We start from the raw sequence: 22066 nt of genomic DNA on the forward strand, positions 1-22066 counted from the left end.
CTCCAACTTACTTGAATGTCGTCGCCGATCCAACATACCCTCGTCGGCGAATCCAGAAGACAATGAGCAGGCACGTGAGCTGAGTGAGTGCCATCACCATAGCTACGGTGTTGGCCATATTATAATTAAAATGTCGCATCGCTTCTTCAAAAGCGACAACTGCAAAAGTACGGGTTTCCGAAGACGGATTTCCGACTAAGATGGCCGACGTGTAAACCCCAAGCTGCATGATCAAGTTAAGAGCAAAAACGGTTAAGACATTGGACCGAATTAAAGGAAAGAAAACTCGGCGAAATGTCGCCCACTCACTAGCCCCCAAGGAACGGGCTGCTTGTTCCAAACGCGGATCTGTGGAGTCCATCATGCCAGCTAGATTAGAGGAAATAAAGGCAACCCCTAATATAAACAAGGCAATAAACGTGCCCCAGAAGTTATACAGCAATCTTAAGGGCTCATCGATTAAACCCAAGTTTAAAAGGATTTGATTGAACCATCCGTTCGGCTTGAAAAAGGCGATAATTCCCATGTCTACAAGGATTGAACCTAAAGTTAAGGGAAAAATAATCAAACCAATGATCAGACCTTTTCCTTTCATCCTTCCTCGCAAATAGTACGTAATGGCGAAGGCAACTACCATTTCCAGTACAGCGGCAGGGACGACAAGTAACAACGTGCGATAAATGGTCATGTAGTAATTTGGCTCAGTAAAAAAACGTACATAATTTTCAAACGTAAACCCTGTATCACCATACGGTTGAAAAGTGAGGATTATCCCTCTTAACAGAGGGTAGGCAAAGATAATCAACAATGGAATCAAAGAAGGCAACAGCAATAAGTAATCTTTCTTACTCGAAACAGCCTCCGGATTCATGATTTCAACTCCTTATCGATAATGATCAGAGCATCCGGATCAAAATAAAGACAAACATCATGTCCTGGTGTGTAAGATTTTAAGCCAAGTACACTCACTTTAAAAATGTCTCCACCTTCTGCCTTAATTTGATACTCTGTCGTGCTACCCACATAATCACTGACCAGTATCCTTCCCGGACAGACATTGACACTTGACTCACCTGCATCTTGATCGACAATGCGCAGATTTTCAGGCTTGATCGTTAACATCACTTTTTGACCAATCCGGTGATGTTCATCCTTCTGGACAAGCAACTCTTTTCCGCTTTCAGATCTAAATAGAAACCGTCCCCCTTTTTCATCGACTAACGTTCCTTCTATAAAATTGGCGTAGCCAATAAAATTAGCCACAAAATAATTTTTTGGCCGTAGAAAAATTTGCTGCGGGGTACCGATTTGTTGAATGACGCCATTAGACATGACTGCTATTTTGGTGGACAAAGACAAAGCTTCTTCCTGATCATGGGTCACATAAATCGTGGTAATCTTTAACTCGCTGTGTAATTTTTTTAACTGAATGCGCATCTCTTTGCGCAATTTAGCATCTAGATTGCTAAGCGGTTCGTCAAGCAGAAGCACTTTGGGGCGAATAACCAGGGCACGGGCCAAAGCGACACGCTGTTGCTGACCACCACTCAATTCTTTTGGAAAACGGTCGGCAAAGTCGCTCAGTTGGACCATTTCCAAGGCTTCCTGGACCCGTTTTTCCCTTTCCTTTTTAGGCACTTTACGCATCTCCAAACCAAATCCAACATTTTTAGCTACTGTCATATGGGGAAATAAAGCATAATTTTGAAAGACCATACCGACATCCCTTTTATTCATTGGTAAAGCGTCTATCATCTGATTATTAAAATAAATGTGGCCTTCGCTGGGTTCCAGGATCCCCAAAATCATAGACAGGATTGTCGTTTTTCCACACCCGCTCGGTCCGAGTAAAGTCATAAATTCTCCGTGGTCAATTTCCAGATTAGCCTGGCGTACCGCGGTGGTGGTACCAAATTTTTTACTTAAATTCTCAAGACGTACACTTGTCCCAGATCGGCGTTGCCCAGTGGCGGTTACACTGTTATTCTCCCTTTGAACCCCACTATTGGTTTCAGAAAGCATGACCTGCCTCATTCAGTATTTCTCCTTTCAAAACTTTCTTCTGTGAGATATCGGCCTTGATAAGTCAAGGCCGATATTCTGAAACCAGTTTATTGAGCAAGGATCCTTTCTTCCCATTGGGTGTAAAGGTCATTGATAATATCAATATCTGGAAAAAGCACCCACTCACCTTCGGGAATAATCAACTGATCTCCATCTTTAAAATCTGGCAATGCGAATTCGAGAACATTTTGATAGGTTTCTTGGTAGTCAGGTAAAATAAGATCCGCTGATACGTTTTCATTGACCGGAGTCATCGCACGAGATAGCATCTGTGACTGAGCTTCCTTAGACATAGCAAAGTTGATAAACTCCAAAACGGCCTTTTCCTTCTCTTCAGGCAAGTTATTGACCATGGCATAAAAGTGAGCATCAATGATCTGCTTGGCGTCTTCCATTTTAACGGCTTGGATATTCGGAGGAACAATACCCTCCGCTTTCAATGAAGCATACCAGAACGGCGAATGCGGAATGATGTCCACTGTGCCATCGTATAAGAAGTTAAAAGTATCTGAAGTTTTTGATGGATAAGAGTCGATCATTTGCCCAATGTCTGAAAGATATTCCCACGTTTGTGTAAGAGATTGAGGATCGTTCATATCTTCACCCAAACTTTGAATTAAGCCAAAGAAAAAGCCACGCGCTGGTCCACTTGATGAAACGGCCGCATACATAAACTTACCCGGGTTTTCACTAATCCATGACTTTAGTTCAACGAACGTAGTTGGAGGTTGTTCAACTTTGTCTGAATTGTAGGCAAGTACAGGACCTCCCGGTCCCACCGTTACAGGAACGCCATAACCGTTGAACTTTTCCACATAAGTTCGAGCGATATCATTCAGTTCTTCAAATCTCACTTCTTCCTCAAATTCTGGAATCAATTGTTTCCATACTCCTTCATTGATCCCCATAGGTAAACCGTCCAAACCTGTGACCACAACATCAATGTTGGGATTTTGGCCCTGGGCTTTAATTTTGCTTATGATTTCCTGGGGAGTAGCTCGAGCATATAAAACTTCATATTTTCCGCTCATTTGTTCCTCGAATAATGGAATCAAAATATCATTGTAATACTCATCCCCACCGGCCACACTGTAAAATGTGATCGTAATCCGTTCCTCCTGTAATTCCGCTGCAGCATCTGTGCTTGTCTGTGACGAATCTGTTCCTCCTTCTTTACTTCCACAACCACTGATAATCCCAATGATAAAAACCACCAGCAACAACGAAAAAAAATTTCTTTTCATGGTATCACCCCTTGTATACATAGTATTTATGTTTAAGCCTTTATTTGAAGGCTTCCAAACCAAAAACGATTCTACTGAAAAATCTGCACTAACTGGCAAATGATCCCCGATCCATTCAATCGATCCCAAAGATACCGCTTTCAAAATGCAGCTATTAAATATGTCAGCCTATTTAAGCTGTTTCCTAAGTCTCCCTTTTTTCCATTTGTTCTAGCTGATGATTTTAAACGAACTTAGCCATCTTTTGCCTTAGAAGCAATCACCTTCTAAGGGACAGGTACGCGAGCGTACTTGCCTTAAAAAACAGCTACTGTTCTTCCCCGTGATGGATGACCGAGCTTGTGATCTGGGCTAAACCACCATGGGGATAGCGGCCAATGGCAATGGATATATCTTCAACCTCTCTATTATCTTGGTAAGCATTTTGTGAAAGCCTGCAGGATTCCTGAGGAATGACTATGGGGATGATTCAGCCACCATGTACAACCACCTTCCCTTACCGTTTAAAATAATCGGGATACTTCTCCATTAATGCTTGGATATCGAAAACATGCATTTTTAAATGCTCGCTCATCACTTTTTCTGCTTGTTGGGGATCTTTCGCTTCTATGGCCTGTACAATCTGTTCGTGTTGGGTGAGGATGGGCCCCCAGTTTTCGTTTGACGCTAAACTTAACAGCCGGCTCCGGTTAAAATGAATCATAAAATCTTGAATAGCCAGCCAAATACGCTGTTTGTTGCAACCGGTGAAAATCAGTTGGTGAAACTGCTGGTCATATTCAAACAGCTGCTTATATGCCTTGCTCTGCACACAATTTTTTTGTGCTTCCACATTATTCTTCAATTGAAGCAGGTACTCATCCGGGAAGCTTTCAGCAGCTAATTTGACCGTCGCGATTTCCAGATGCTTGCGCATAAATCTGGCTTCCTCGACGTGTTCCGGATCAATGAGGGACACAAATGACCCTCGTTGTGGATAAACCTCGATTAACTTTTCCTGTGACAATTTTAAAAAGGCTTCCCGCACCGGGGTCCGGCTGACATTTAACCGCCCGGCAATCGTATTTTCCGTCACTTTTTGGCCTGGAAGCAAAGCCAGAGTCATAATTTCATCTTTAATCGTTTGATACACACTTGAACGGACAGAAACATGGGCAGGAAAGTTGGCATTTATGTTCATTGGCCTGCAACTCCTTAGTCGTGTCAGGTTTTTATACCACTTGCTAGTAGATGGTTCTGTTTTTTTCATCAGGTATTCCCGATTTGCGATAGAAATACGTATTAATCACATCTCTCCATTCTTTGACATGCTCAAGCTGTTCCATCAACCGGCTTAAGACGTGGTCAAAGGTCTGTTGGTTGAATTTCCCCTCTAGCCTCTTCCACTTTTCAATTAATCCTTTCACCTGTTCGACGCCTTCAAAGTGGGTATTGTAGATATGTTGTATCACCGTTTCTCCAGACTTTAAGCGGTGCGTATACGGAACATGGTGGAAAAATAATAAATATTCATCCGGACAAGTGTCCAGCGATTCATACATTTCCCTGTTGGGAGAAAAATATTGGGCTGTGTAGCCGGTTCCTGTTTTCATTGTCCGGTCCACGCCAATCCCAAAACAGTCGGCATAATGGTAGGTTCCCCAGCGTGAATACTCGTACCCATCAACGTTGGGCCCATAGTGGTGGCCCGGGTTGACCATCCAGCCCACGCCCAGCGGGGCCGTATAATTTTCATAAATCCGCCAGGAGGAGAGCAGCATATGAGCAATGGTCTCAATGACTTGTGGATCAGGGCCAAAGGTTAAGCGGATCCATTCTTCGGTGATTTGTTCAGCTGACAAATCGGGATTCCATGTTAATCTGCCGAAACCATATAAATTGGCTTGGGCCAGGGTATGCCCAGTCCAGTTTTCATCGCTCCCCACATTAGCCACACCCGCGATGCCGCTATGTTTGAACCCATACAAAGAACCGTCAACGATTCTTTTAACTGTTGAACCTTCACCCTTAGCATAGGTATCAAAATCAAGCACCTCTTTCCACTGTGGGACGAGATAGCATAAATGACGTTGTTGTCCCGTATATTCCTGCGTAATTTGAAACTCCATCATTTGATTGGTTTGTTCCATCGCACCAAACAGCGGTGAAACCGGTTCGCGGACTTGAAAGTCCATCGGGCCATTTTTGATTTGCAAGATGACGTTATCCAAAAACTTGCCGTCCAGCGGCTGGAAATGATCATAAGCGGCCTTGGCCCGGTCTGTCTGACGGTCCCGCCAGTCTTGCATGCAGTTATAGACAAAACAGCGCCAAATGACAATGCCGCCAAAGGGATGCAAAGCTTCAGCCAGCATATTGGCTCCGTCTACATGGGTGCGGTTATAAGTAAACGGACCGGGTCGGTGTTCAGAGTCTGCTTTGACCAAAAATCCGCCAAAATCAGGGATGTATTGATAAATGTCCTTGGCTCTTTCCTTCCACCACTGACGCACTGCAGAATCCAGCGGATCTGCCGTATCCAGATCCCCCAGCTCCACCGGGCTGGCAAAATTGATACTTAAAAAGATCTGGATCCCATAGCTGCGAAAGATGCCGGCGATCTTGGCCACATCGGGCAAAAATGCCGGGGTGATCAGCTTCGTTTCCGTTTCGTGCACATTCACGTTGTTGATCGCAATGCTGTTGATTCCCACAGAAGCCAAGAGGCGTGCATAGTCGCGAATACGTTGCTCATTGGTTGTGATCCGGCCATGCTCGTAAAAGATGGAGCTGCCAGCGTAACCGCGTTCGACGCTGCCATCCATGTTGTCCCAATGATTCAGCATTCGCAGCGGGTTGCGGGGAGTCTCACGGATATCCAGCTGTTCCAAGGGCTCATTCATTTGCATTAATCTTAACAGGTGAAAGACACCGTACAACAAAGCCCTGTCAGTGTGTCCGGTGATCACGATACGGCCGCCCTCTGCCTGGGCCACCGTCCGTATACAATAGGCCTCATCCTTCATCTGATAGAGGTCTTCCACAAGCTTTGGACCTAAACATTCCCGGACCAGCGGTTGGTTCGGTTTGCCAATCACCGTCAAATAGTTTTGTGGGGAAGAGCCCTCCACAAAATCGACAGGCATTTGCAGCATGGCCCCAATACCCCGGTTGAGTTCATCCCTGATTGATTGCAGAAGGGGAGAAGGATGACCTCCCGGTAATGAGACGCAACGCAGCCATTGCTGATAAGATTGTCTTAAGCTTTGGTTTGTCATTGGACGGTACTGCAACCAACAATGGTAATGATTCAATGATCACACCTCCTGTCTGATGTTCATAGGACAAAAATATCTGGCCGCTTCAGCATTGTGCCATTTTGGGTTTGAACGGTAAGCTGAGGCCAACCGCTGCGGGATACAGTGAGGATTTCGGTTTTATCTTTTCTCACTATAATCGTATCCTCTGACTTGGTGCCCTGTATGGACGGGTTCCAGGCAAAAGCCTGGTTCTCCACAATATGGAAATCCACAGAGGGTGTCAAGATATAATCCCTGTTTTGATAGCCAATAGCCCCGCCTTGATGATGCAGTTTCCATTCGCCATCATAACCCACTGCGGCATATTGCTTTTTGATGAACTCAAACATGTCCTTGGTGTGCACACCAACCCGAGAAGCGGCCATTAATTCTGCATCAATCTGCACTGTCCGCTTAAACTTCTCGCTCATCTCTTGGGACGGTTGGCCAACATGAATGAGGCGGGTTAAGGCCACAATGAGCCCCTTATAGGCGACACAAGAAACGACCATACATTTCTTTTCAAACCGATGATGTGTTGGCACAGGATGTCTGTACCGGTCCAAACGTTCGTCACAAGCCACCAGAGTCACGGTGGGAAGGAAGCCTTGGGCCAGGTATCTCTCATTAAGCCCTGCCGCTATTTCCAGTTCCGTCTGCCCAGGCTTAATATGCATACAGTATTGTTCCATGACTGCTGCTGCCGTTTCTCCTAAATAACGGTACCTTTCCATTTCAACTTCTGTTAAGGAGAAACGGAGACGGGACAATTTTTCTCCAGCATAGTGCATTTGCCCCTCCATTGGCACGTCAGTGATCACGTGCCCGGGATCAACCAGCTTACGGATGGCGACACTGATATCCTCATACCAAGGGTACTCCACCACCTCAATCGGTAGTGAGGCTACTTCTTCGTCTACGATTCTCGGTTTTTCAATGGTATTAGTCACCAGATAGAATTGGTCCTGCGTCACCAGCAGTCCGCATTCTCCCCGTTCACTGTTATACGGAATGCCATTATGGCCCCCGCTCGTCAGCCAGGCAAAATTGTCTTGCCGTTGGCAGAAAACAGCGTCAAATTTTGTTTCTCCCAAAAACTGGCGGACTCTGGCCAGCTTTATTTCCATATCCATGTATCTTTCAGTTGCACTCATCTTGCACGCTCCTCAATCGTTAGGTGTTTCTATGCGCAAAGCTTGTTGCTGTGCTTTTATGCTCAGTTCCGCTGCCTTAAAGGCATGTTCCTGTGTCATGGCATTTTCCGTTCCATTTAAGCAATCCAATATGAGTTGGCCAAAGAAGGGAAAGCCCACTTGTCCCGACGGGTTAAAATATTTTTCTCCCTCATGATCGACCAAGTAGACATGATCGGACGATTTGTCACGGGCAATATCAATGTATTTCCGAACCTCAATATAACCATCTGTGCCTAAGATCATGACGCGTCCGTCTCCCCAGGCGCCTAATCCGTCTGGCGTGAACCAATCGACACGAAAGTAAAATGTAGCCCCGTTGTCTGCCACCAGCGTAGCATCGCCAAAATCCTCAAATTTTGGATACTGTTTAAAATGATAATTGGCCACTTTGCTATGCAACACTTTGGCATCCTTGGCGCCAACGTAATATAAAAATTGCTCGATCTGGTGACTGCCGATGTCACATAAGATGCCCCCGTAATAAGCGGGATCAAAAAACCAGGCAGGCCGGCTGTTCACATTAGCCCGGTGAGGGCCTGTGCCTATGACTTGCACAACCCTGCCAATCGCACCGGATTTAATCAGCTCTCCGGCAAAGATGGCGCTTTCAACATGCAGCCGTTCACTGTAGTAGATCGCCCATTTCAAACCTGTTTCCGCCGTCTTTTTTCTGGCTTTGTCCAGTTGGTCCAGCCGAGTGAAAGCAGGTTTGTCGGCGAAATAGTGTTTGCCATGATCAAGCACCCTCAGCCCCAGGTCGCACCGGTCTACAGGAATGCAAGCAGAAGCAACCAGTTTGATATCCGGGTTTTGGAGAATTTCCTCTTCCGAAGAGGCTACCTTAACACCTGGATACCTAGCAGTAAATTGTTTCACTTTCTCGGGGTCTGAATCGTAAACAGCTGCTAAAGTAGCTCCCGCTTCCATCAGGCCGTTGCACATACCATAAATGTGACCATGGTCTAAACCTAGCGCCGCAAAAGGAAACTCACCGTGACTCACAACCGCATTTGACTTACCCTGGGGTGCATAATTCATGCCATCGCTTTTATTCACATTCATCATTCATTCACGCCTTTCTTGCTAAACGGTGTACAAAACTATAAAGATTAGATCAATTCCGACACCTATCTGCTGCCTCACTCATAATTGCCGCCTGTTGTAATCTCCTCAACAGTAAAATTATCGATGCTTTTTTCCTTTGTATAAAAGTATTTCGCGTTTTTCAAAATGCCTTCTCTCGTATAAAAAGGACTGTCTGGCCTTAACGGCAATGGGACAGCCTGACCCAAACTGGCCGATTGATATATCGCTGTAATCAGCTCGAGGGTCTGCCGGCCTTGGTGTCCATCAACAAGCACATCCTTTTTCCCCTCTAAAGCTTGCAGAACATCATCAATTTGCCCTGTATGTCCCTCGTATTGAATATCGGGCAGCGCAGCATAGGTTTGCTGGATTCTAGCTTCTAATTCGTGATCCGTTTCCGGAAAGCCATTTTCTTTTGCCTTGGAGGCAATAACCTTCCAAGGGACAGATACGCGAGCGTACTTGCCCTGAAAAACCAGCTGTTGTTCTTCCCCGTGATGGATGACCGAGCTTGTGATTTGGGCTAAACCACCATGGGGATAATGGCAGATGGCAATGGATATATCTTCAACCTCTGCGTTCTGATGAGCCGCATTACCCATCACGGCCACAATTTCGGAAGGCATGCCATTCATCCACAACAACATATCGATATGGTGCACGGCATGGTTTAAAGTACAACCTCCTCCTTCTTTTTCCCAGGTCCCCCTCCACCATAAATCATAGTAACTGTATCCTCTCCACCACAACGAATCGACTTGGGTATGTACAATCGGACCTATCAAGTTCGTCTCAAGCACACGTTTCAATTTCATGACTGGGTTTCTGAACCGATTTTGTGAAATGACAGATAAGATTTTCTGATTTTTTCCAGCGGCTCCAATCATAGCATCACACTCTTGCAAAGAAGAAGCCATCGGTTTTTCAACCAGCACATGTTTTCCTGCATTTAAAAAATCAATGGCAATTTGAGCGTGGGTATACGGGGGGGTGCAGACCGAGACCAGATCAATATCAGTGCGGTGTAACATGTCAGTATAATCAGCGTAAATCTCTGCATCAAGGTGATAGTGGTTTGCTTTTTGCCGTGCTTTGTCCGGATAAATGTCACAAAGCGCTACAATACGGCACTTTTCAGGAAACTGCAAATACCCCTCAATGTGGGCAGGTGAAATGGCGCCTGTCCCGATAATGGCCACATTTAACATTGATCATGTTCCTCCCTTACAAAAGAGACTGTCAATATTCTGGCATCCTAACACACTTGTATACTAGCATTTTTTGTTTGTAGATGTCAATCATTTTAGAATTTTTCGTTTGTTGAAAGAGTTAAAAATTAAAGGTTTAAATCGCTTTGGTCAACATTGAATTCAATAAGATTACCATCAGGGTCTGTGCAGAAGATTTGAGCAAACCCGCTTTTGCTTCGCGGTTTTTCTAAAAGCGGAACACCTTTCTGTTTCAAGTATTCGAGTGTTTTATAGTAGTCTTTTACCCTGATAGCAAAATGACCCTCTTTGGTTTGGATATCTGGGTTGGTCCGCAACGTTTCCGATTGAGGATAGACGATAAGGTGCAGTTGTGTATCCCCTATCTGGTACCATGCGCCAGGAAAATCAAAATCAGGCCGTTTAATTTCAGTAAAACCTAAAACAGTACCATAAAAATGTTTGGCCTTATTTAAATCGGTTACAGACAAGCTGACATGATGGAAACGCTCCACTTCTATCACACTTAACCACTCCAATCTCTTTTGTTCGTTAAAAGGATACAACATGGGCCATCCTCTATTACTTGGTATTGAAGTACTTGGCCTGAGCTAAAATACCTTCCCGTGTATAAAAGGGACTGTCAGCTGACAACGGCAATTTCACTGGCCGCCCTGTGCTAGCTGCTTGATAAATAGCTGTGATCATCTCAAGGGTCCGGCGGCCCTGACAGCCGTTAACCAATACATCTTTTTGCCCGTCAACAGCCAGCAAGACGTCATAGATTTGTCCAATATGTCCTTCATATTGAAGATCCGGCAGTTCATTGTATGTTTGTCGAATTTTTCTTTCCAGCTCAAAATCTCTTGCGGGAAAACCGTTTTCTCTCGCTTTGTAAGCACATAGTTGCCAAGGAATCGACACCCGGGCATATTGGCCTTGAAAAACCAATTGTTGTTCTTCACCATGATGGACGACTGAACTCGTGATTTGGGCCAGGGATCCATCCGGATAAAGGCAGATGGCAATGGAAATGTCTTCGACTTCCGCATTATGATGCGCGACGTTACTCATCACTGCAACAACTTCAGATGGCATCCCCTTTAACCATAAAAACAGATCAATATGATGAACGGCATGGTTTAAAGTGCAACCGCCACCTTCCTTTTCCCACGTTCCTCGCCACCATACATCATAGTAACTGGATCCCCTCCACCATAACGAATCAACCTGTGCATGAACAACAGGCCCTATCAAATTGGCCTCCAACACCCCTTTGACTTTCATCACAGATTGTCTAAACCGATTCTGGGAAATAACAGACAACACCTTCTTGTTTCGAAAAGCAGCTTCATTCATTGCATCGCATTCTGCCAGGGATGAGGCCATTGGCTTTTCCACCAGTACATGTTTGCCGGCATTTAAAAAGTCAATTGCAATTTGAGCATGTGTATAAGGAGGCGTACAGATTGACACCAAATCAATGTCTGGCCGCTCCACTAACTTTTTGTAATTATCGTAAATATCTACATGAAGATGGTATTGTTGAGCTCGTTGTCGCGCTTTATCAGGGTAAACATCACATAAAGCTGCCAGCCGGCAGTGCTCGGGAAATTGGAGATAGGCTTCAATATGGGGGAGAGAGATCCCGCCTGAGCCAATAATGGCTACCTTTATCACATAAGTCACCCTTTGCAATAATATGAACAAAGCTTGAAGACTTGTATATTAAAATGTGACTTCATTAGAATATTACTACATTTGAGAACTCAATCCGATTCACTCCTTTCACCGCGATAGATCCTAGCCTTTGACAGATCCTGCCGTAATCCCTTCAACAATGCGGTCGCTGAGGATCAAGTAGGCAATCAAAATGGGCAGGATACTGATGACAAGTGTTGCTCCAATTGCTCCCCAGTCCGTTGTATATTGGCCTACAAAATTTTGAATACCAACAGTCAATGTTTTATACTCATCCGAGCTGATAAACGTGTTGACGAAAACAAATTCATTCCAATTAAAAATCATATTCACAATGGCCGCCGTTGCCATGGCTGGGGTGGTAATCGGCAAAATGATGCGAAAGAACAGGCCATGAACCGAACATCCATCCATAATGGCCGCTTCTTCCAGTTCCCGTGGTATGGTGTAGTAGAACCCTAACAAAATCATGATGGTGAGCGGCAAATTAAAAGCCGTGTAAGTCAGGATTATGGATAAGGGATGATTAATTAAATTGATTTTTAAAAACAAGCTAAACAGGGGAATAAGTGCGGAATGCACTGGAATCATCAAGCCCACCATGAATAAGCCGAGGACTGGCTTTTTCAATTTCCATTTCATACGTGTGATGGCAAAGGTGGCCAAACTGGCCAGGAAAACGGTTAACACAACAGAGACCACTGTAATCCAAACACTGTTGAAAAAATAAACGCCAATATTCCCTTCTGTCCATACTTTGACATAATTCTCCCATTTCGGATCTTCCGGCAGGGCAAAGGGGGGCAAATGGAAAACTTCCTGATTATTCTTTAAGGAAAAAAAGAATAGCCAGACTAAAGGGAGAACCTGAACAACTGCTACGAAGACCAACATCACATATAAAAGACCGAGCCCCAACCGTTTCCAGTACAGCTGAGTCCGCGAAGATGCCATTTCCTGTTTCAACGCTTTCCCCTCCCATATTTACGAATACTGGGTTTCTTCATCGGATGCGGATAATTTCCGAATCAGCCAAGTCAGTACCAGGCACATCAACAATAAGAAGAAACCAATCGCACTTCCATATCCAAAATCCAAACGGTTAAACGCTTGGTTGTACATATAAGAGGCTACAACCTCACTGGCTCCGTTTGGTCCTCCTCCTGTCATCACATAAATCAAGTCAAAATATTTCAGTGACCCAATAACGGCTAAAATCACGGTCACTTTAATTACGCCGGCAATCAAAGGAATTTTTATTTTGAGAGCAATTTGCAACGGGTTGGCCCCATCGATCCGGGCTGCTTCTATCAGAGAGGAAGGAATATTTTTCAATGCAGCATAGTAAATCAAAATGTAAAATCCGGCATATTGCCATAAGATTGGAATAAAAATGGCATACAAGACCAGTGAAGGATTAGCCAGCCACTCTGGCGTATTGTCTATGCCCAGAGAAGCAAGAAAACGATTAAGTACTCCATTGGTTGGATGATAGATCTTCAGCCACAGCTGGGCAATGGCCACCGAAGACAACAGCATGGGAATTAAATATATCTTTCTCAACAGATTTGCACCCTTAATTTGTCCGGCAAGAACGAGGGCAACAAGCAGGTATCCAATCAAGCTCAGCACTGAAAATAAAGCCAGCAAAAAGGAATGCCGTACACTCGTCCAAAACATGGGATCCTTAATTAATTTGGCATAATTGGTTAAACCAATAAACTCCATGCTACCAATGCCATTCCACTTCATTAACCCGTAATAGCCTGTCATCACAATGGGGATATAGACAAGGGCCAAAATGAGTGTCAGTGCTGGCAGGACATATATGGCAATTATTTTTTTGTTTGACATCACTTTCTCCATCGCAGTTCAGCTCCCTATCTGGTGGTGCAGTGAAAAAGGACATATGTAACAGCATATGTCCTTTTTCGGTTGGGCCTATTGCATGTTATTCCTCTTGGGCTAACGCTTCTTCATGCTGTTTGGCATATTCTTCGGGTGTCACTTCCAGCCCAAACAACGATTGAATCAGATTCAAATGGGTATCGGCTACCCCGGGACTCATTTGCACGTCGGCAAACAAAGTGATATTTTCTGCCTGATTCAGCTCATTCAAAACATCAATATAAAGCTGGGGCAAATCCATTTGGGACGTGTCTACTTTTGTCGCAGGGATGACACCTGCCTCTGTTACTGACTGTTCTCCCCATTTTTCAACAAAAAATCTCACAAACTTTTTGGCTTCTTCCTTCACCTGGGAATTCTCTGCAACGAATAAGCCGACACCAGGCCCACCAACCCAGCTGTTCACGTTCCCATTTCCACCTTCTACCAAGGGGAATTTTAAGAACCCGACACTATCCCTGAATGAATGGGGGACAGATTCATTTGTCGTATAGTCAGGCAGCTCCCACGTTCCCATTAAGTACATCGCTGCTTGTTCATTGATAAACTCCGATTTGGCTTCATCATTTGCTAACCCGTTAAACCCGCGCACAAAGGCATTCATTTGAACCAACTCTTGAACTTTTTCGGCTGCTTCAACCAGAGCTGGATCTTCAAAAGATCCGCTGCGGTTGATGGCTTTATTCAACACTTCAGGTCCACCGATGCGATCAGCCAGATACATATACCATAAAGATCCTGTCCAACGGTCCCTGTTCCCCAATGCGACAGGGGCTATCCCATTTTCAGCAAGCGTCTGAACAACATGTTTGAAATCCTCGTAAGTTTCTGGCTCCTCCAGTCCATACTGGTCAAAAATGGCCTTATTATAATATAAAGGTACAATGTTAAGTTCCAAAGGCAAGGCATAGGTATGCTCACCAACAGCATAAGCTTCTGTCGTCCCAGGAACAAACATATCCTTTAACCCTTCGGCCAGGATATCATCGAGCGGCGCAAACAGATTTCCCTCAACGTACGGCTTCAGAAATCCGGCTGCCCATGTCATGCCTATATCCGGTAACTGGTTGGAAGCAGATAGTACTTTTAATTTATCTTTGTACTGTTCATTTTCCAGTACTTCCTGGACAATTGTCACATGGGGGTTTTCTTGTTGGTACTGGTCAATAATATCATTAACGATCATATTATGTTGTTTTGAACTCCCTTGCGGCCATAAATGCATAAAATGAATGGTGATACTTCCGTCTGAACCAGACCCTTCTTCGGTAGCGCTTCCATTTTCAACAGCATTTTCACTATTACCCGAACACCCCGCAAGTAACGCCACTAAAACGCTCAGAAACAAGACCAGCTTTGACCAACGGATCATCAACATGTAATGCCCTCCTTTTTGGTGATCACTCTACAGCAAAAAGATAATTAGTTTGTTTATCAAACAAATTATCTTTTCAATTTTTAATATAAGTAATCGTTTGATAGCTGTCAATATAGTAATTCATTTTAGCCTTCAAAAACGTAAAATATTTTGAAACCTCAAAAGGGGAAGCAAAGCCGTCCCCTCTTGGCTTTGTCAATTTTCCCCTTCTTATTATCCTCAGTTTTTCCTGCCATCGTTATGGATCGTTCCATGTTGCCACAGCATCTCTGACCCCATTCCCGTCAGCATCATCATTCACCTGAAAATCAAAGCCTATAACGGTGCCTTCTTCCGGCTGAATGGCATCTAAGCGGATCGCAGCCTCGACGATATAACCTCCCTCAACGATCTTTGTCGCTGTGATAAACTTATCAGCACGGCGGCTCCCCCAAAACTTTGCTCATTGTTAAAGATGTAACCCAATCTCCGCTCATTATTTTATAATCATATTTAGAATTTAATTTAACTAGAATGGGGAGAGACCAATGGAGTTAACCGGATTTATGGGTGTCTTGTTTCGCATCTGCGAATGGATTATGAGATTGGCGTATGCTCAGTTATTATGGCTGATATTCACCCTTGCCGGTTTAGGCGTTTTGGGCTTTTTTCCTGCTACTGCCGCTTTGTTTTCTGTCACACGCAAATGGATAATGAAACAAACGGAAATCCCAATCTTTAAACATTTTTGGCAGATCTACAAAAATGATTTTTTCACGGCCAATGCCGTTGGATATATTATGGGAATTATCGGGTTTGCCTTGTATTTCTATCTATTTTTGTTTCAGAGTATGGAAGGGTCCTTAAGCATCATTTTGACGGTGTTAACCATCATGCTGGGTATCATTTATCTTATGACCTTACTGTTTATCATGCCGGTCTTCGTTCATTACGATTTAAAAGTTTTGCAGTTTGTTAAATACGCCTTTATCATCGCTGTGTCCAGTCCGCTTCATGCCGTGCTGATGGCAGCTGCAGTAGCAGCTGTGTACTATCTGCTAACCGTTTTTCACGGCCTGATTCCATTTTTCAGTATGAGTGTGTTGAGCTATTTGCTCATGTGGATCGCCATGCTGTCTTTTGACAGGCTTCGAAACAAACAAGAAAATAAAAATGCATAATCAAAGCCCCGAATGCATGATCAGCACAGCATTCCGGGGCTTGTTATTTTTCTAATAAAATATCACATCATTGTCTTAACGCAACCGCCAAGCCATGTCGTTCAGCCTTAGTTCATGGCGCAGTTTTAAAGGTTGTGTCTGTTTATCTATGATCACATATTCGATTCCCGCCATCTCAGCCCAGTCAACCAGTTGTTCTGTCGTCACGGCAAAAGAGAAGCAGGTATGATGAGCACCACCAGCCAAAATCCATGCTTCGGCAGATTCATGGAACGACGGGTGGGGCTTCCACAATATTCTGGCCACAGGAAGTTTGGGCATCGCTTTCCCCGGATTGACGGCATCCACTTCATTAATGACTAGCCGGAAACGGTGGCCCAAATCAATAAGGGATGCATTCACTGCCGGCCCTTCTCTTCCATCAAAGACAAGGCGTGCAGGATCTTCCTTGCCCCCTATGGACAAAGGATGGACTTCGAGCCTGGGACGGTGTCCGGCAATGGTTGGGCACACTTCAAGCATATGGGCGCCAAGCACAAGCTCATGTCCGGGTTCTAAGTGATAGGTATAATCCTCCATAAAAGAGGTCCCCTCACCTGCCCCAATGATTTTCATGATGCGAACCAAAGCTGCCGTTTTCCAATCCCCTTCGGCGCCGAATCCGTAACCAGCAGCCATCAATCTCTGAACGGCAAGGCCTGGGAGCTGTTTTAAACCATGCAAATCCTCAAAGGTTGTGGTAAAGGCCTGAAAATTTCCTTCCTCTAAAAAGGCTTTCAGTCCAAGCTCAATCCGGGCCTGTTCACGAATCGCTTCCCGGACCGACCCTTCTCTCTGCCCTTCGGGAACAATATCATACAATGTTTCATATTCATCCAGCAATTGATTGACCTCAGCTGCGGATACATCTTTGATGCGGGCCACAAGATCCCCTACGCCATAACCATTAACCGACCAGCCAAATTGTACCTGGGCTTCTACCTTATCCCCTTCAGTCACGGCCACTTCCCGCATGTTGTCCCCAAACCGGGCCACTTTGAGATGTCGTCCTTCTGTAAAAGCGACAGCTGTACGCATCCACGCACCAAGACGGCTGCGGACTTGAGCGTCCTCCCAATAGCCGACAACGACTTTGCGGGCCATACCCATCCGGGCACCGATAAAACCATATTCACGGTCACCATGGGCCGCTTGGTTCAAATTCATGAAATCCATGTCAATATTGTCCCAGGGAATGTCCCGGTTAAATTGGGTGTGCAGGTGCAACAACGGCTTCTTTAACTCATTGAGACCAGCTATCCACATCTTGGCAGGAGAAAACGTATGCATCCAAGTGATCAGCCCTGCGCAAGTCTCATCGGCATTGGCCTCCACACATAAGCGGTGTATGGCATCAGGCGTGGTTAACACAGGCTTAAACACAAGCTTAAAAGGAATCTGCGGATCTTGGTTTAATCCTTCTACGATCAACCGGGAATGGGCCTCAACCTCTTCAAGCGCCTCCGGTCCGTACAAATGCTGGCTTCCGGTTACAAACCAGAATTCATATGGTTTTGATTCAAGCATGTCTTATCCTCCCATCATTCCTTATTGGTGCATTCATTTTAAATTATCTGTCAATTCCCTTGCCAAACTTCCTCTTTAATGGCCTTCAGCCGTTTCATCACCTGATTTTCACCACGGCCGAAATAATCATGCAGCCTGTTGTATTCCTGATATAACTTTTCATAGACAGCCACATGTTCAGGAACAGGCTTATATGTCTCTTCCCGCACCCTGGCCATTTTTTGGGCTGCTTCAACAATAGAGGCATAGCCTCCCTTTTCTTTACCCGCAGCCACCGCCCCAAACATAGCGGCTCCCACAGCAGGTGTTTGCTTAGACGCGGCGACCTTGATTTCCCTGTTGGTGACATCAGCATAGATTTGCATAAGCAGGCTGTTCTTTTGGGGAAGACCGCCACAAGCATAAAGCTCGTTCACAGAAACACCTTTCGCTTGGAAGGCATCAATAATTTTACGGGTGCCAAAAGCAGTGGCTTCCAGCAAAGCACGGTAAATCTCTTCCGGCTTGGTCTGCAATGTGCAGCCCATAAGCAAACCGGTCAAATCCGTGTCAACTAAAATGGACCGGTTGCCATTCCACCAATCTAAAGCGAGCAAACCGGTTGCCCCCGGTTTATAAGCAGCAGCTCTCTGCTCCAGCCAGTCGTGTACGCTGACCCCTTCTTGTGCTGCGGCTTCTTGCACGTAGGCCGGAACCGCCTGTTCCACAAACCAGGCGAAGATATCGCCAACCGCAGACTGGCCTGCTTCGTAACCAAAATAACCAGGAATAATGCCATCTTCCACAACACCGCACATGCCTTCAACATGCACTTCTTCTGTTCCAAGCAGCATGTGACAGATGGAGGTGCCCATCACCATCACCATTTTGCCTGGTGTGACCACACCGACACCTGGGACTGCAGCATGGGCATCAACATTGCCGACGGCAACAGCTGTTCCCGGATTCAACCCCATAAGCTCAGCCATCTCTCCAGTCAATTCTCCGGCCTTGGTTCCAAGCGAAACAATATCGCCGCGCAGTTTGGTATCGGTCAAATACTCTAATCTGGGATCAAGAGCTTTAAAAAATGCCCGGCTCGGGTAACCCTCCTGCTTATGCCAGATGGATTTGTAACCCGCAGTGCAACTGTTGCGGAGGATATGGCCGGTCATTTTAAAGATCACCCAATCCGTGGCTTCCAGAAAAAGATCAGTATGTTCATAAACTTCAGGCGCTTCATTTAAGATTTGCCAAATTTTCGCGATCATCCACTCCGAGGAAATCTTTCCGCCGTATCTGGGCAGAAACTTCTCCCCCCGTTGTTCTGCTATGCTGTTAAGCTCATTTGCTTCATCCTGGGCCGCGTGATGCTTCCACAACTTGACCCAGCTGTGGGGGTTGTTTTTCCACTCCGCTTTGAAACACAGCGGTTCACCGTTCCCATCAACGGGCAGCATCGTGCACGCCGTAAAATCGATGCCGATGCCGATCACATCAGCGAGGTTTACGCCAGACTGTTTGATGACGGCCGGAACGGATTGTTTCAGGACTTCAATATAATCCCCCGGATGTTGCAAGGCCCAGTCCGGTTCCAATTTCACACCGGAGCCCGGCAGTTGTTCGTCAATGACACCATGGGGATAGGGGGTAACGTGTTCGCCCAATTCTGTTCCATCTGACAGATCAACCAGAACCGCACGGCCTGATTCGGTGCCAAAGTCGATGCCGATGGCAAATTTACTTGACATGACGATCACCCTCCCAACACTGTTTATTGTCCATAGTAAGCGTTTTCTCCATGCTTTCTTAAAAAGTGCCGGTCCAGTAAGGTCTGCTCCATTGGCTTCGCTTCAGGATTTAAACTGTAGGTCCTGGCTGCCATCTTGGCCACTTCTTCCAGGACCACCGCATGATAAACAGCGCTGTGCGGATCCTTGCCCCAGGTAAACGGTGCATGGCCATGGACTAACACACCGGGAACCTGTAGCGGATCCAGTTGACGGAAGGTTTCGATAATAACATGCCCTGTTTCACGCTCATAAGCCCCCTCTATTTCCGCTGTGGTCATCTTCCTTGTACACGGAATTTCACCGTAAAAATAATCGGCATGGGTGGTGCCTAAAGCGGGGATGCCCCGCCCCGCTTGTGCCCAGCTGGTGGCCCATGGTGAATGCGTGTGCACAATACCGCCGATCTGCGGAAATGCCTTGTACAGGACTAAATGGGTGGGCGTGTCTGAGGATGGCTTCAACTTCCCTTCCACCACATTTCCGTCTAAATCAACCACAACCAGATCATCCGGGCTTAAGGCCTCATAGGATACACCGCTCGGTTTAATGACAACAAGCCCTTTTTCACGGTCTATGCCACTGGCATTTCCCCAAGTAAAAGTAACCAGGCCATGTTTGGGCAGCGCTTGGTTGGCTTTAAGCACCGCTTCCTTTAACCTGTCTAACATGCTAAACACCCCTCCCTCAACCAAAAGTAAATACATTTCATAAATATATTATAATTTTGTACGTACAATTTGTCTAATTGATTTTTTTGGTTGATTCCCTGACAACCAACTCAGGCTTGTAAACGACTGTTTCAGCATCCATTTTTTCTTGCCGGTTAATCATGTTGAGCAGCATTTCAGCCGCTTTGGAACCCAGCTCTTCTTTTGGGTGGGTCAAAGTGGTCAATTTCACTTCCGTAGCCGTTGCCAAGGGCGAGTCATCGAAGCCAACAATGGACAGATCCCCGGGAATGTCCAGCCCAACCTTTCTCACCGCTTCAAGCAGGTGCACAGCCAGTTCGTCATTATAACAAACCAGTGCGCTCGGCCTTTCCTCCGGTTGGGACAACAAAGAGAGGGCTGTCTCATAGGGTTTGCTCCACTTCTCTTCCGTCTGATACTGGATCACGGATTCGGGATGCAGCGGAATGTGGTATGTTTGGTGGGCCCGTATAAAGCCTTTTAACCGGCGCACACCCTGCACATCGTCCGTTTTAAAAAAGCCGGCGATCTTGCGGTGCCCCAGTTGAATCAGGTGCTCTGTGCCCAGAAAAGTGCCCAGCTCATCATCCACTTCCACGCTGGGACAATTCAATTCCGGGTAACGGGCATTGATCATGATATAGGGTATATGGTTCTGTTCCAGGGACAAATAGTAGTGGAGATTGGGGTTGCCGAGAGCACTCTTCGTCGGTTCGATGATCAGTCCGCTTAAGGGCTGCTCCAACATCTTCTGTAAACTGGCCCGTTCTTCAGTCTTGTTGTTATCTGTGCTGGCCAGGAGCAAATGGTATCCTTTTTTGCGCAAAGCCGCCTCAGCCCCTCTGACAATGTGAGGGAAAATATAATCCGAAATATAGGTGGTGACCATGCCTATGGTATGATTATTTTTCTTTTCGCGGATTGGAAGCGGTTGGGATACAAATGTCCCTTTACCCTGTATCCGCTTGAGCCAACCCTCTTGCTCCAATACCCCCAACGTTTGTCTGACAGTTTGCCGGCTCATGCCAAACTGGTCAGCAATGTCATGCTCTGTAGGCATTTGGTCACCTGGCTTTAATCTCCCTGTGTGGATCCAGGACAGTATCTCCTGTTTCAACTGCAAGTATTTGGGTAATTGTTTCTGCTTCATAGTTCACCTCTATTAAACAAAATGGTATCTATAGCAAATGTACTACTGGCAAATCTTAGTTGTACGTATATCATTCTTGGCTTGCTTCCCAGATGTAGCGTACATTTGTTACAATTCATTATAAACAATATGGGAGCGGATAGCATGGAGATCAAAGCCGTTTTTTCGGGATAGATGATACGTTATATGATCAATTGCTTCCTTTCCAAGAAGCATTTGCAGAACTTTTTCCCCATTTAGCTGATATTCTCCCTGTAGAAAAACTGTATAAACGGCAGATATTATAGTGATCTCTCAAACTTCCCCTTGGTATGATTACCAATGGCCCCGGCGCCCACCAGCGGAAAAAAATGAATATTCTGGGCTTAACCCCTTTTTTCCATCCCCGGCTTATTCTGGTCTCCGACGAAGTGGGCGTGGCGAAGCCTGATCCGGGGATATTTGAACAAGCACAAAACAGAGTGGGATATCCGCCTGACCAACTCCTCTATGTGGGTGACTCCTGGACAAATGACGTGATGGCTCCCATTCGGGCCGGGTGGCACACTGTGTGGTTTAATCACCGCAAAAAAAAGGCTGAATCACACCACAAGCCCTTGCTGGAAGTGGCCCGGTTGGATTCAATCCTGCCTCTGTTTAACACAATGCGGGTCGGATAACCACCCC

The 22066-nt window shown here is 45.6% G+C and carries 19 protein-coding genes and 1 pseudogene; 2 read left to right on the forward strand and 18 right to left on the reverse strand.

All coding sequences use genetic code 11. From position 1 onward, the window contains the following. Nucleotides 1-7: 7 nt before the first annotated feature. The 14 genes from J2S00_RS06850 to J2S00_RS19890 all read right to left on the reverse strand — a co-directional run bounded on the left by J2S00_RS06850 (nucleotide 8) and on the right by J2S00_RS19890 (nucleotide 15469). A complete protein-coding gene (locus tag J2S00_RS06850; RefSeq protein ID WP_307337221.1) occupies nucleotides 8-871 on the reverse strand; it encodes an ABC transporter permease in 864 nt (287 codons plus the stop codon). Continuing rightward, complete coding sequence (locus tag J2S00_RS06855; RefSeq protein ID WP_307337226.1) at nucleotides 868-2034, reverse strand: ABC transporter ATP-binding protein; 1167 nt, start codon at nucleotides 2032-2034, stop codon at nucleotides 868-870. The genes J2S00_RS06850 and J2S00_RS06855 overlap by 4 nt, the downstream gene beginning before the upstream one ends. Before the next feature lie 77 nt (nucleotides 2035-2111). After that, nucleotides 2112-3452, reverse strand: coding sequence for an extracellular solute-binding protein (locus J2S00_RS06860; protein ID WP_307337228.1), 1341 nt, complete (start codon nucleotides 3450-3452; stop codon nucleotides 2112-2114). A 352-nt stretch (nucleotides 3453-3804) separates the two neighbouring features. Beyond that, nucleotides 3805-4488, reverse strand: coding sequence for a GntR family transcriptional regulator (locus J2S00_RS06870; RefSeq protein ID WP_307337231.1), 684 nt, complete (start codon nucleotides 4486-4488; stop codon nucleotides 3805-3807). A gap of 43 nt (nucleotides 4489-4531) precedes the next feature. After that, the gene (locus J2S00_RS06875; RefSeq protein WP_307337234.1) at nucleotides 4532-6601 is read right to left on the reverse strand and encodes an alpha-glucuronidase family glycosyl hydrolase; all 2070 of its coding nucleotides are present in this window, start codon (nucleotides 6599-6601) and stop codon (nucleotides 4532-4534) included. A gap of 23 nt (nucleotides 6602-6624) precedes the next feature. Then, nucleotides 6625-7740 (reverse strand): M24 family metallopeptidase, encoded by a 1116-nt coding sequence (locus J2S00_RS06880; protein ID WP_307337237.1) that lies wholly within the window; start codon nucleotides 7738-7740, stop codon nucleotides 6625-6627. A 12-nt stretch (nucleotides 7741-7752) separates the two neighbouring features. Next, a complete protein-coding gene (locus J2S00_RS06885; RefSeq protein WP_307337651.1) occupies nucleotides 7753-8838 on the reverse strand; it encodes a Gfo/Idh/MocA family protein in 1086 nt (361 codons plus the stop codon). A gap of 83 nt (nucleotides 8839-8921) precedes the next feature. Continuing rightward, entirely contained in the window at nucleotides 8922-10076 is a 1155-nt protein-coding gene (locus tag J2S00_RS06890) for a Gfo/Idh/MocA family protein (protein WP_307337240.1), read from the reverse strand. Nucleotides 10077-10204: 128 nt separating this feature from the next. Continuing rightward, a complete protein-coding gene (locus tag J2S00_RS06895) occupies nucleotides 10205-10615 on the reverse strand; it encodes a VOC family protein (protein ID WP_307337242.1) in 411 nt (136 codons plus the stop codon). Between the two features lie 43 nt (nucleotides 10616-10658). After that, complete coding sequence (locus tag J2S00_RS06900; RefSeq protein WP_307337245.1) at nucleotides 10659-11756, reverse strand: Gfo/Idh/MocA family protein; 1098 nt, start codon at nucleotides 11754-11756, stop codon at nucleotides 10659-10661. A 123-nt stretch (nucleotides 11757-11879) separates the two neighbouring features. Then, the gene (locus J2S00_RS06905) at nucleotides 11880-12671 is read right to left on the reverse strand and encodes a carbohydrate ABC transporter permease (RefSeq protein ID WP_370875847.1); all 792 of its coding nucleotides are present in this window, start codon (nucleotides 12669-12671) and stop codon (nucleotides 11880-11882) included. Between the two features lie 90 nt (nucleotides 12672-12761). Further along, complete coding sequence (locus tag J2S00_RS06910) at nucleotides 12762-13643, reverse strand: carbohydrate ABC transporter permease (protein ID WP_307337247.1); 882 nt, start codon at nucleotides 13641-13643, stop codon at nucleotides 12762-12764. 85 nt (nucleotides 13644-13728) lie between these two features. Beyond that, the gene (locus J2S00_RS06915; RefSeq protein WP_307337250.1) at nucleotides 13729-15063 is read right to left on the reverse strand and encodes an extracellular solute-binding protein; all 1335 of its coding nucleotides are present in this window, start codon (nucleotides 15061-15063) and stop codon (nucleotides 13729-13731) included. A gap of 238 nt (nucleotides 15064-15301) precedes the next feature. Then, nucleotides 15302-15469: a sugar-binding protein gene (locus J2S00_RS19890; RefSeq protein WP_370875848.1), complete on the reverse strand. Its 168-nt coding sequence runs from the start codon at nucleotides 15467-15469 to the stop codon at nucleotides 15302-15304. 121 nt (nucleotides 15470-15590) lie between these two features. Here J2S00_RS19890 and J2S00_RS06920 point away from each other — a divergent pair, with 121 nt between their 5' ends. Next, nucleotides 15591-16223, forward strand: a complete 633-nt coding sequence (locus J2S00_RS06920; protein ID WP_307337254.1) for a YesL family protein — start codon at nucleotides 15591-15593, stop codon at nucleotides 16221-16223. Between the two features lie 75 nt (nucleotides 16224-16298). Here the strand turns inward: J2S00_RS06920 and araA are convergent, their stop codons facing one another. The 4 genes from araA to J2S00_RS06940 all read right to left on the reverse strand — a co-directional run bounded on the left by araA (nucleotide 16299) and on the right by J2S00_RS06940 (nucleotide 21400). Then, nucleotides 16299-17789: an L-arabinose isomerase gene (gene araA, locus J2S00_RS06925; protein WP_307337257.1), complete on the reverse strand. Its 1491-nt coding sequence runs from the start codon at nucleotides 17787-17789 to the stop codon at nucleotides 16299-16301. A 50-nt stretch (nucleotides 17790-17839) separates the two neighbouring features. After that, nucleotides 17840-19519, reverse strand: coding sequence for a ribulokinase (locus tag J2S00_RS06930; protein WP_307337262.1), 1680 nt, complete (start codon nucleotides 19517-19519; stop codon nucleotides 17840-17842). Between the two features lie 23 nt (nucleotides 19520-19542). Next, nucleotides 19543-20229 (reverse strand): L-ribulose-5-phosphate 4-epimerase, encoded by a 687-nt coding sequence (araD, locus tag J2S00_RS06935; RefSeq protein ID WP_307337265.1) that lies wholly within the window; start codon nucleotides 20227-20229, stop codon nucleotides 19543-19545. A gap of 73 nt (nucleotides 20230-20302) precedes the next feature. Beyond that, on the reverse strand, nucleotides 20303-21400 hold the full coding sequence (locus J2S00_RS06940) for a GntR family transcriptional regulator (protein ID WP_307337268.1): 1098 nt from the start codon (nucleotides 21398-21400) through the stop codon (nucleotides 20303-20305). Nucleotides 21401-21708: 308 nt separating this feature from the next. Between J2S00_RS06940 and J2S00_RS06945 the strand changes: the two are divergent. Further along, nucleotides 21709-22059, forward strand: a pseudogene (locus J2S00_RS06945) (HAD family hydrolase); the annotation flags it as partial. Between the last annotated feature and the right edge of the window lie 7 nt (nucleotides 22060-22066).

It is taken from the genome of Caldalkalibacillus uzonensis, from assembly GCF_030814135.1.
Taxonomy (GTDB): Bacteria; Bacillota; Bacilli; order Caldalkalibacillales; family Caldalkalibacillaceae; genus Caldalkalibacillus; species Caldalkalibacillus uzonensis.

Excerpts from the sequence above, each read along its gene's own strand:
- J2S00_RS06930 (WP_307337262.1), bottom strand. The coding sequence starts at position 19,519 with ATGTCAAGTAAATTTGCCATCGGCATCGACTTTGGCACCGAATCAGGC.
- J2S00_RS06915 (WP_307337250.1), bottom strand. The coding sequence starts at position 15,063 with ATGTTGATGATCCGTTGGTCAAAGCTGGTCTTGTTTCTGAGCGTTTTA.
- J2S00_RS06880 (WP_307337237.1), bottom strand. The coding sequence starts at position 7,740 with ATGAGTGCAACTGAAAGATACATGGATATGGAAATAAAGCTGGCCAGA.
- J2S00_RS06855 (WP_307337226.1), bottom strand. The coding sequence starts at position 2,034 with ATGAGGCAGGTCATGCTTTCTGAAACCAATAGTGGGGTTCAAAGGGAG.
- araA (WP_307337257.1), bottom strand. The coding sequence starts at position 17,789 with ATGCTTGAATCAAAACCATATGAATTCTGGTTTGTAACCGGAAGCCAG.
- J2S00_RS06905 (WP_370875847.1), bottom strand. The coding sequence starts at position 12,671 with ATGTTGGTCTTCGTAGCAGTTGTTCAGGTTCTCCCTTTAGTCTGGCTA.
- J2S00_RS06910 (WP_307337247.1), bottom strand. The coding sequence starts at position 13,643 with ATGGAGAAAGTGATGTCAAACAAAAAAATAATTGCCATATATGTCCTG.
- J2S00_RS06890 (WP_307337240.1), bottom strand. The coding sequence starts at position 10,076 with ATGTTAAATGTGGCCATTATCGGGACAGGCGCCATTTCACCTGCCCAC.
- araD (WP_307337265.1), bottom strand. The coding sequence starts at position 20,229 with ATGTTAGACAGGTTAAAGGAAGCGGTGCTTAAAGCCAACCAAGCGCTG.
- J2S00_RS06940 (WP_307337268.1), bottom strand. The coding sequence starts at position 21,400 with ATGAAGCAGAAACAATTACCCAAATACTTGCAGTTGAAACAGGAGATA.
- J2S00_RS06870 (WP_307337231.1), bottom strand. The coding sequence starts at position 4,488 with ATGAACATAAATGCCAACTTTCCTGCCCATGTTTCTGTCCGTTCAAGT.
- J2S00_RS06920 (WP_307337254.1), top strand. The coding sequence starts at position 15,591 with ATGGAGTTAACCGGATTTATGGGTGTCTTGTTTCGCATCTGCGAATGG.
- J2S00_RS06850 (WP_307337221.1), bottom strand. The coding sequence starts at position 871 with ATGAATCCGGAGGCTGTTTCGAGTAAGAAAGATTACTTATTGCTGTTG.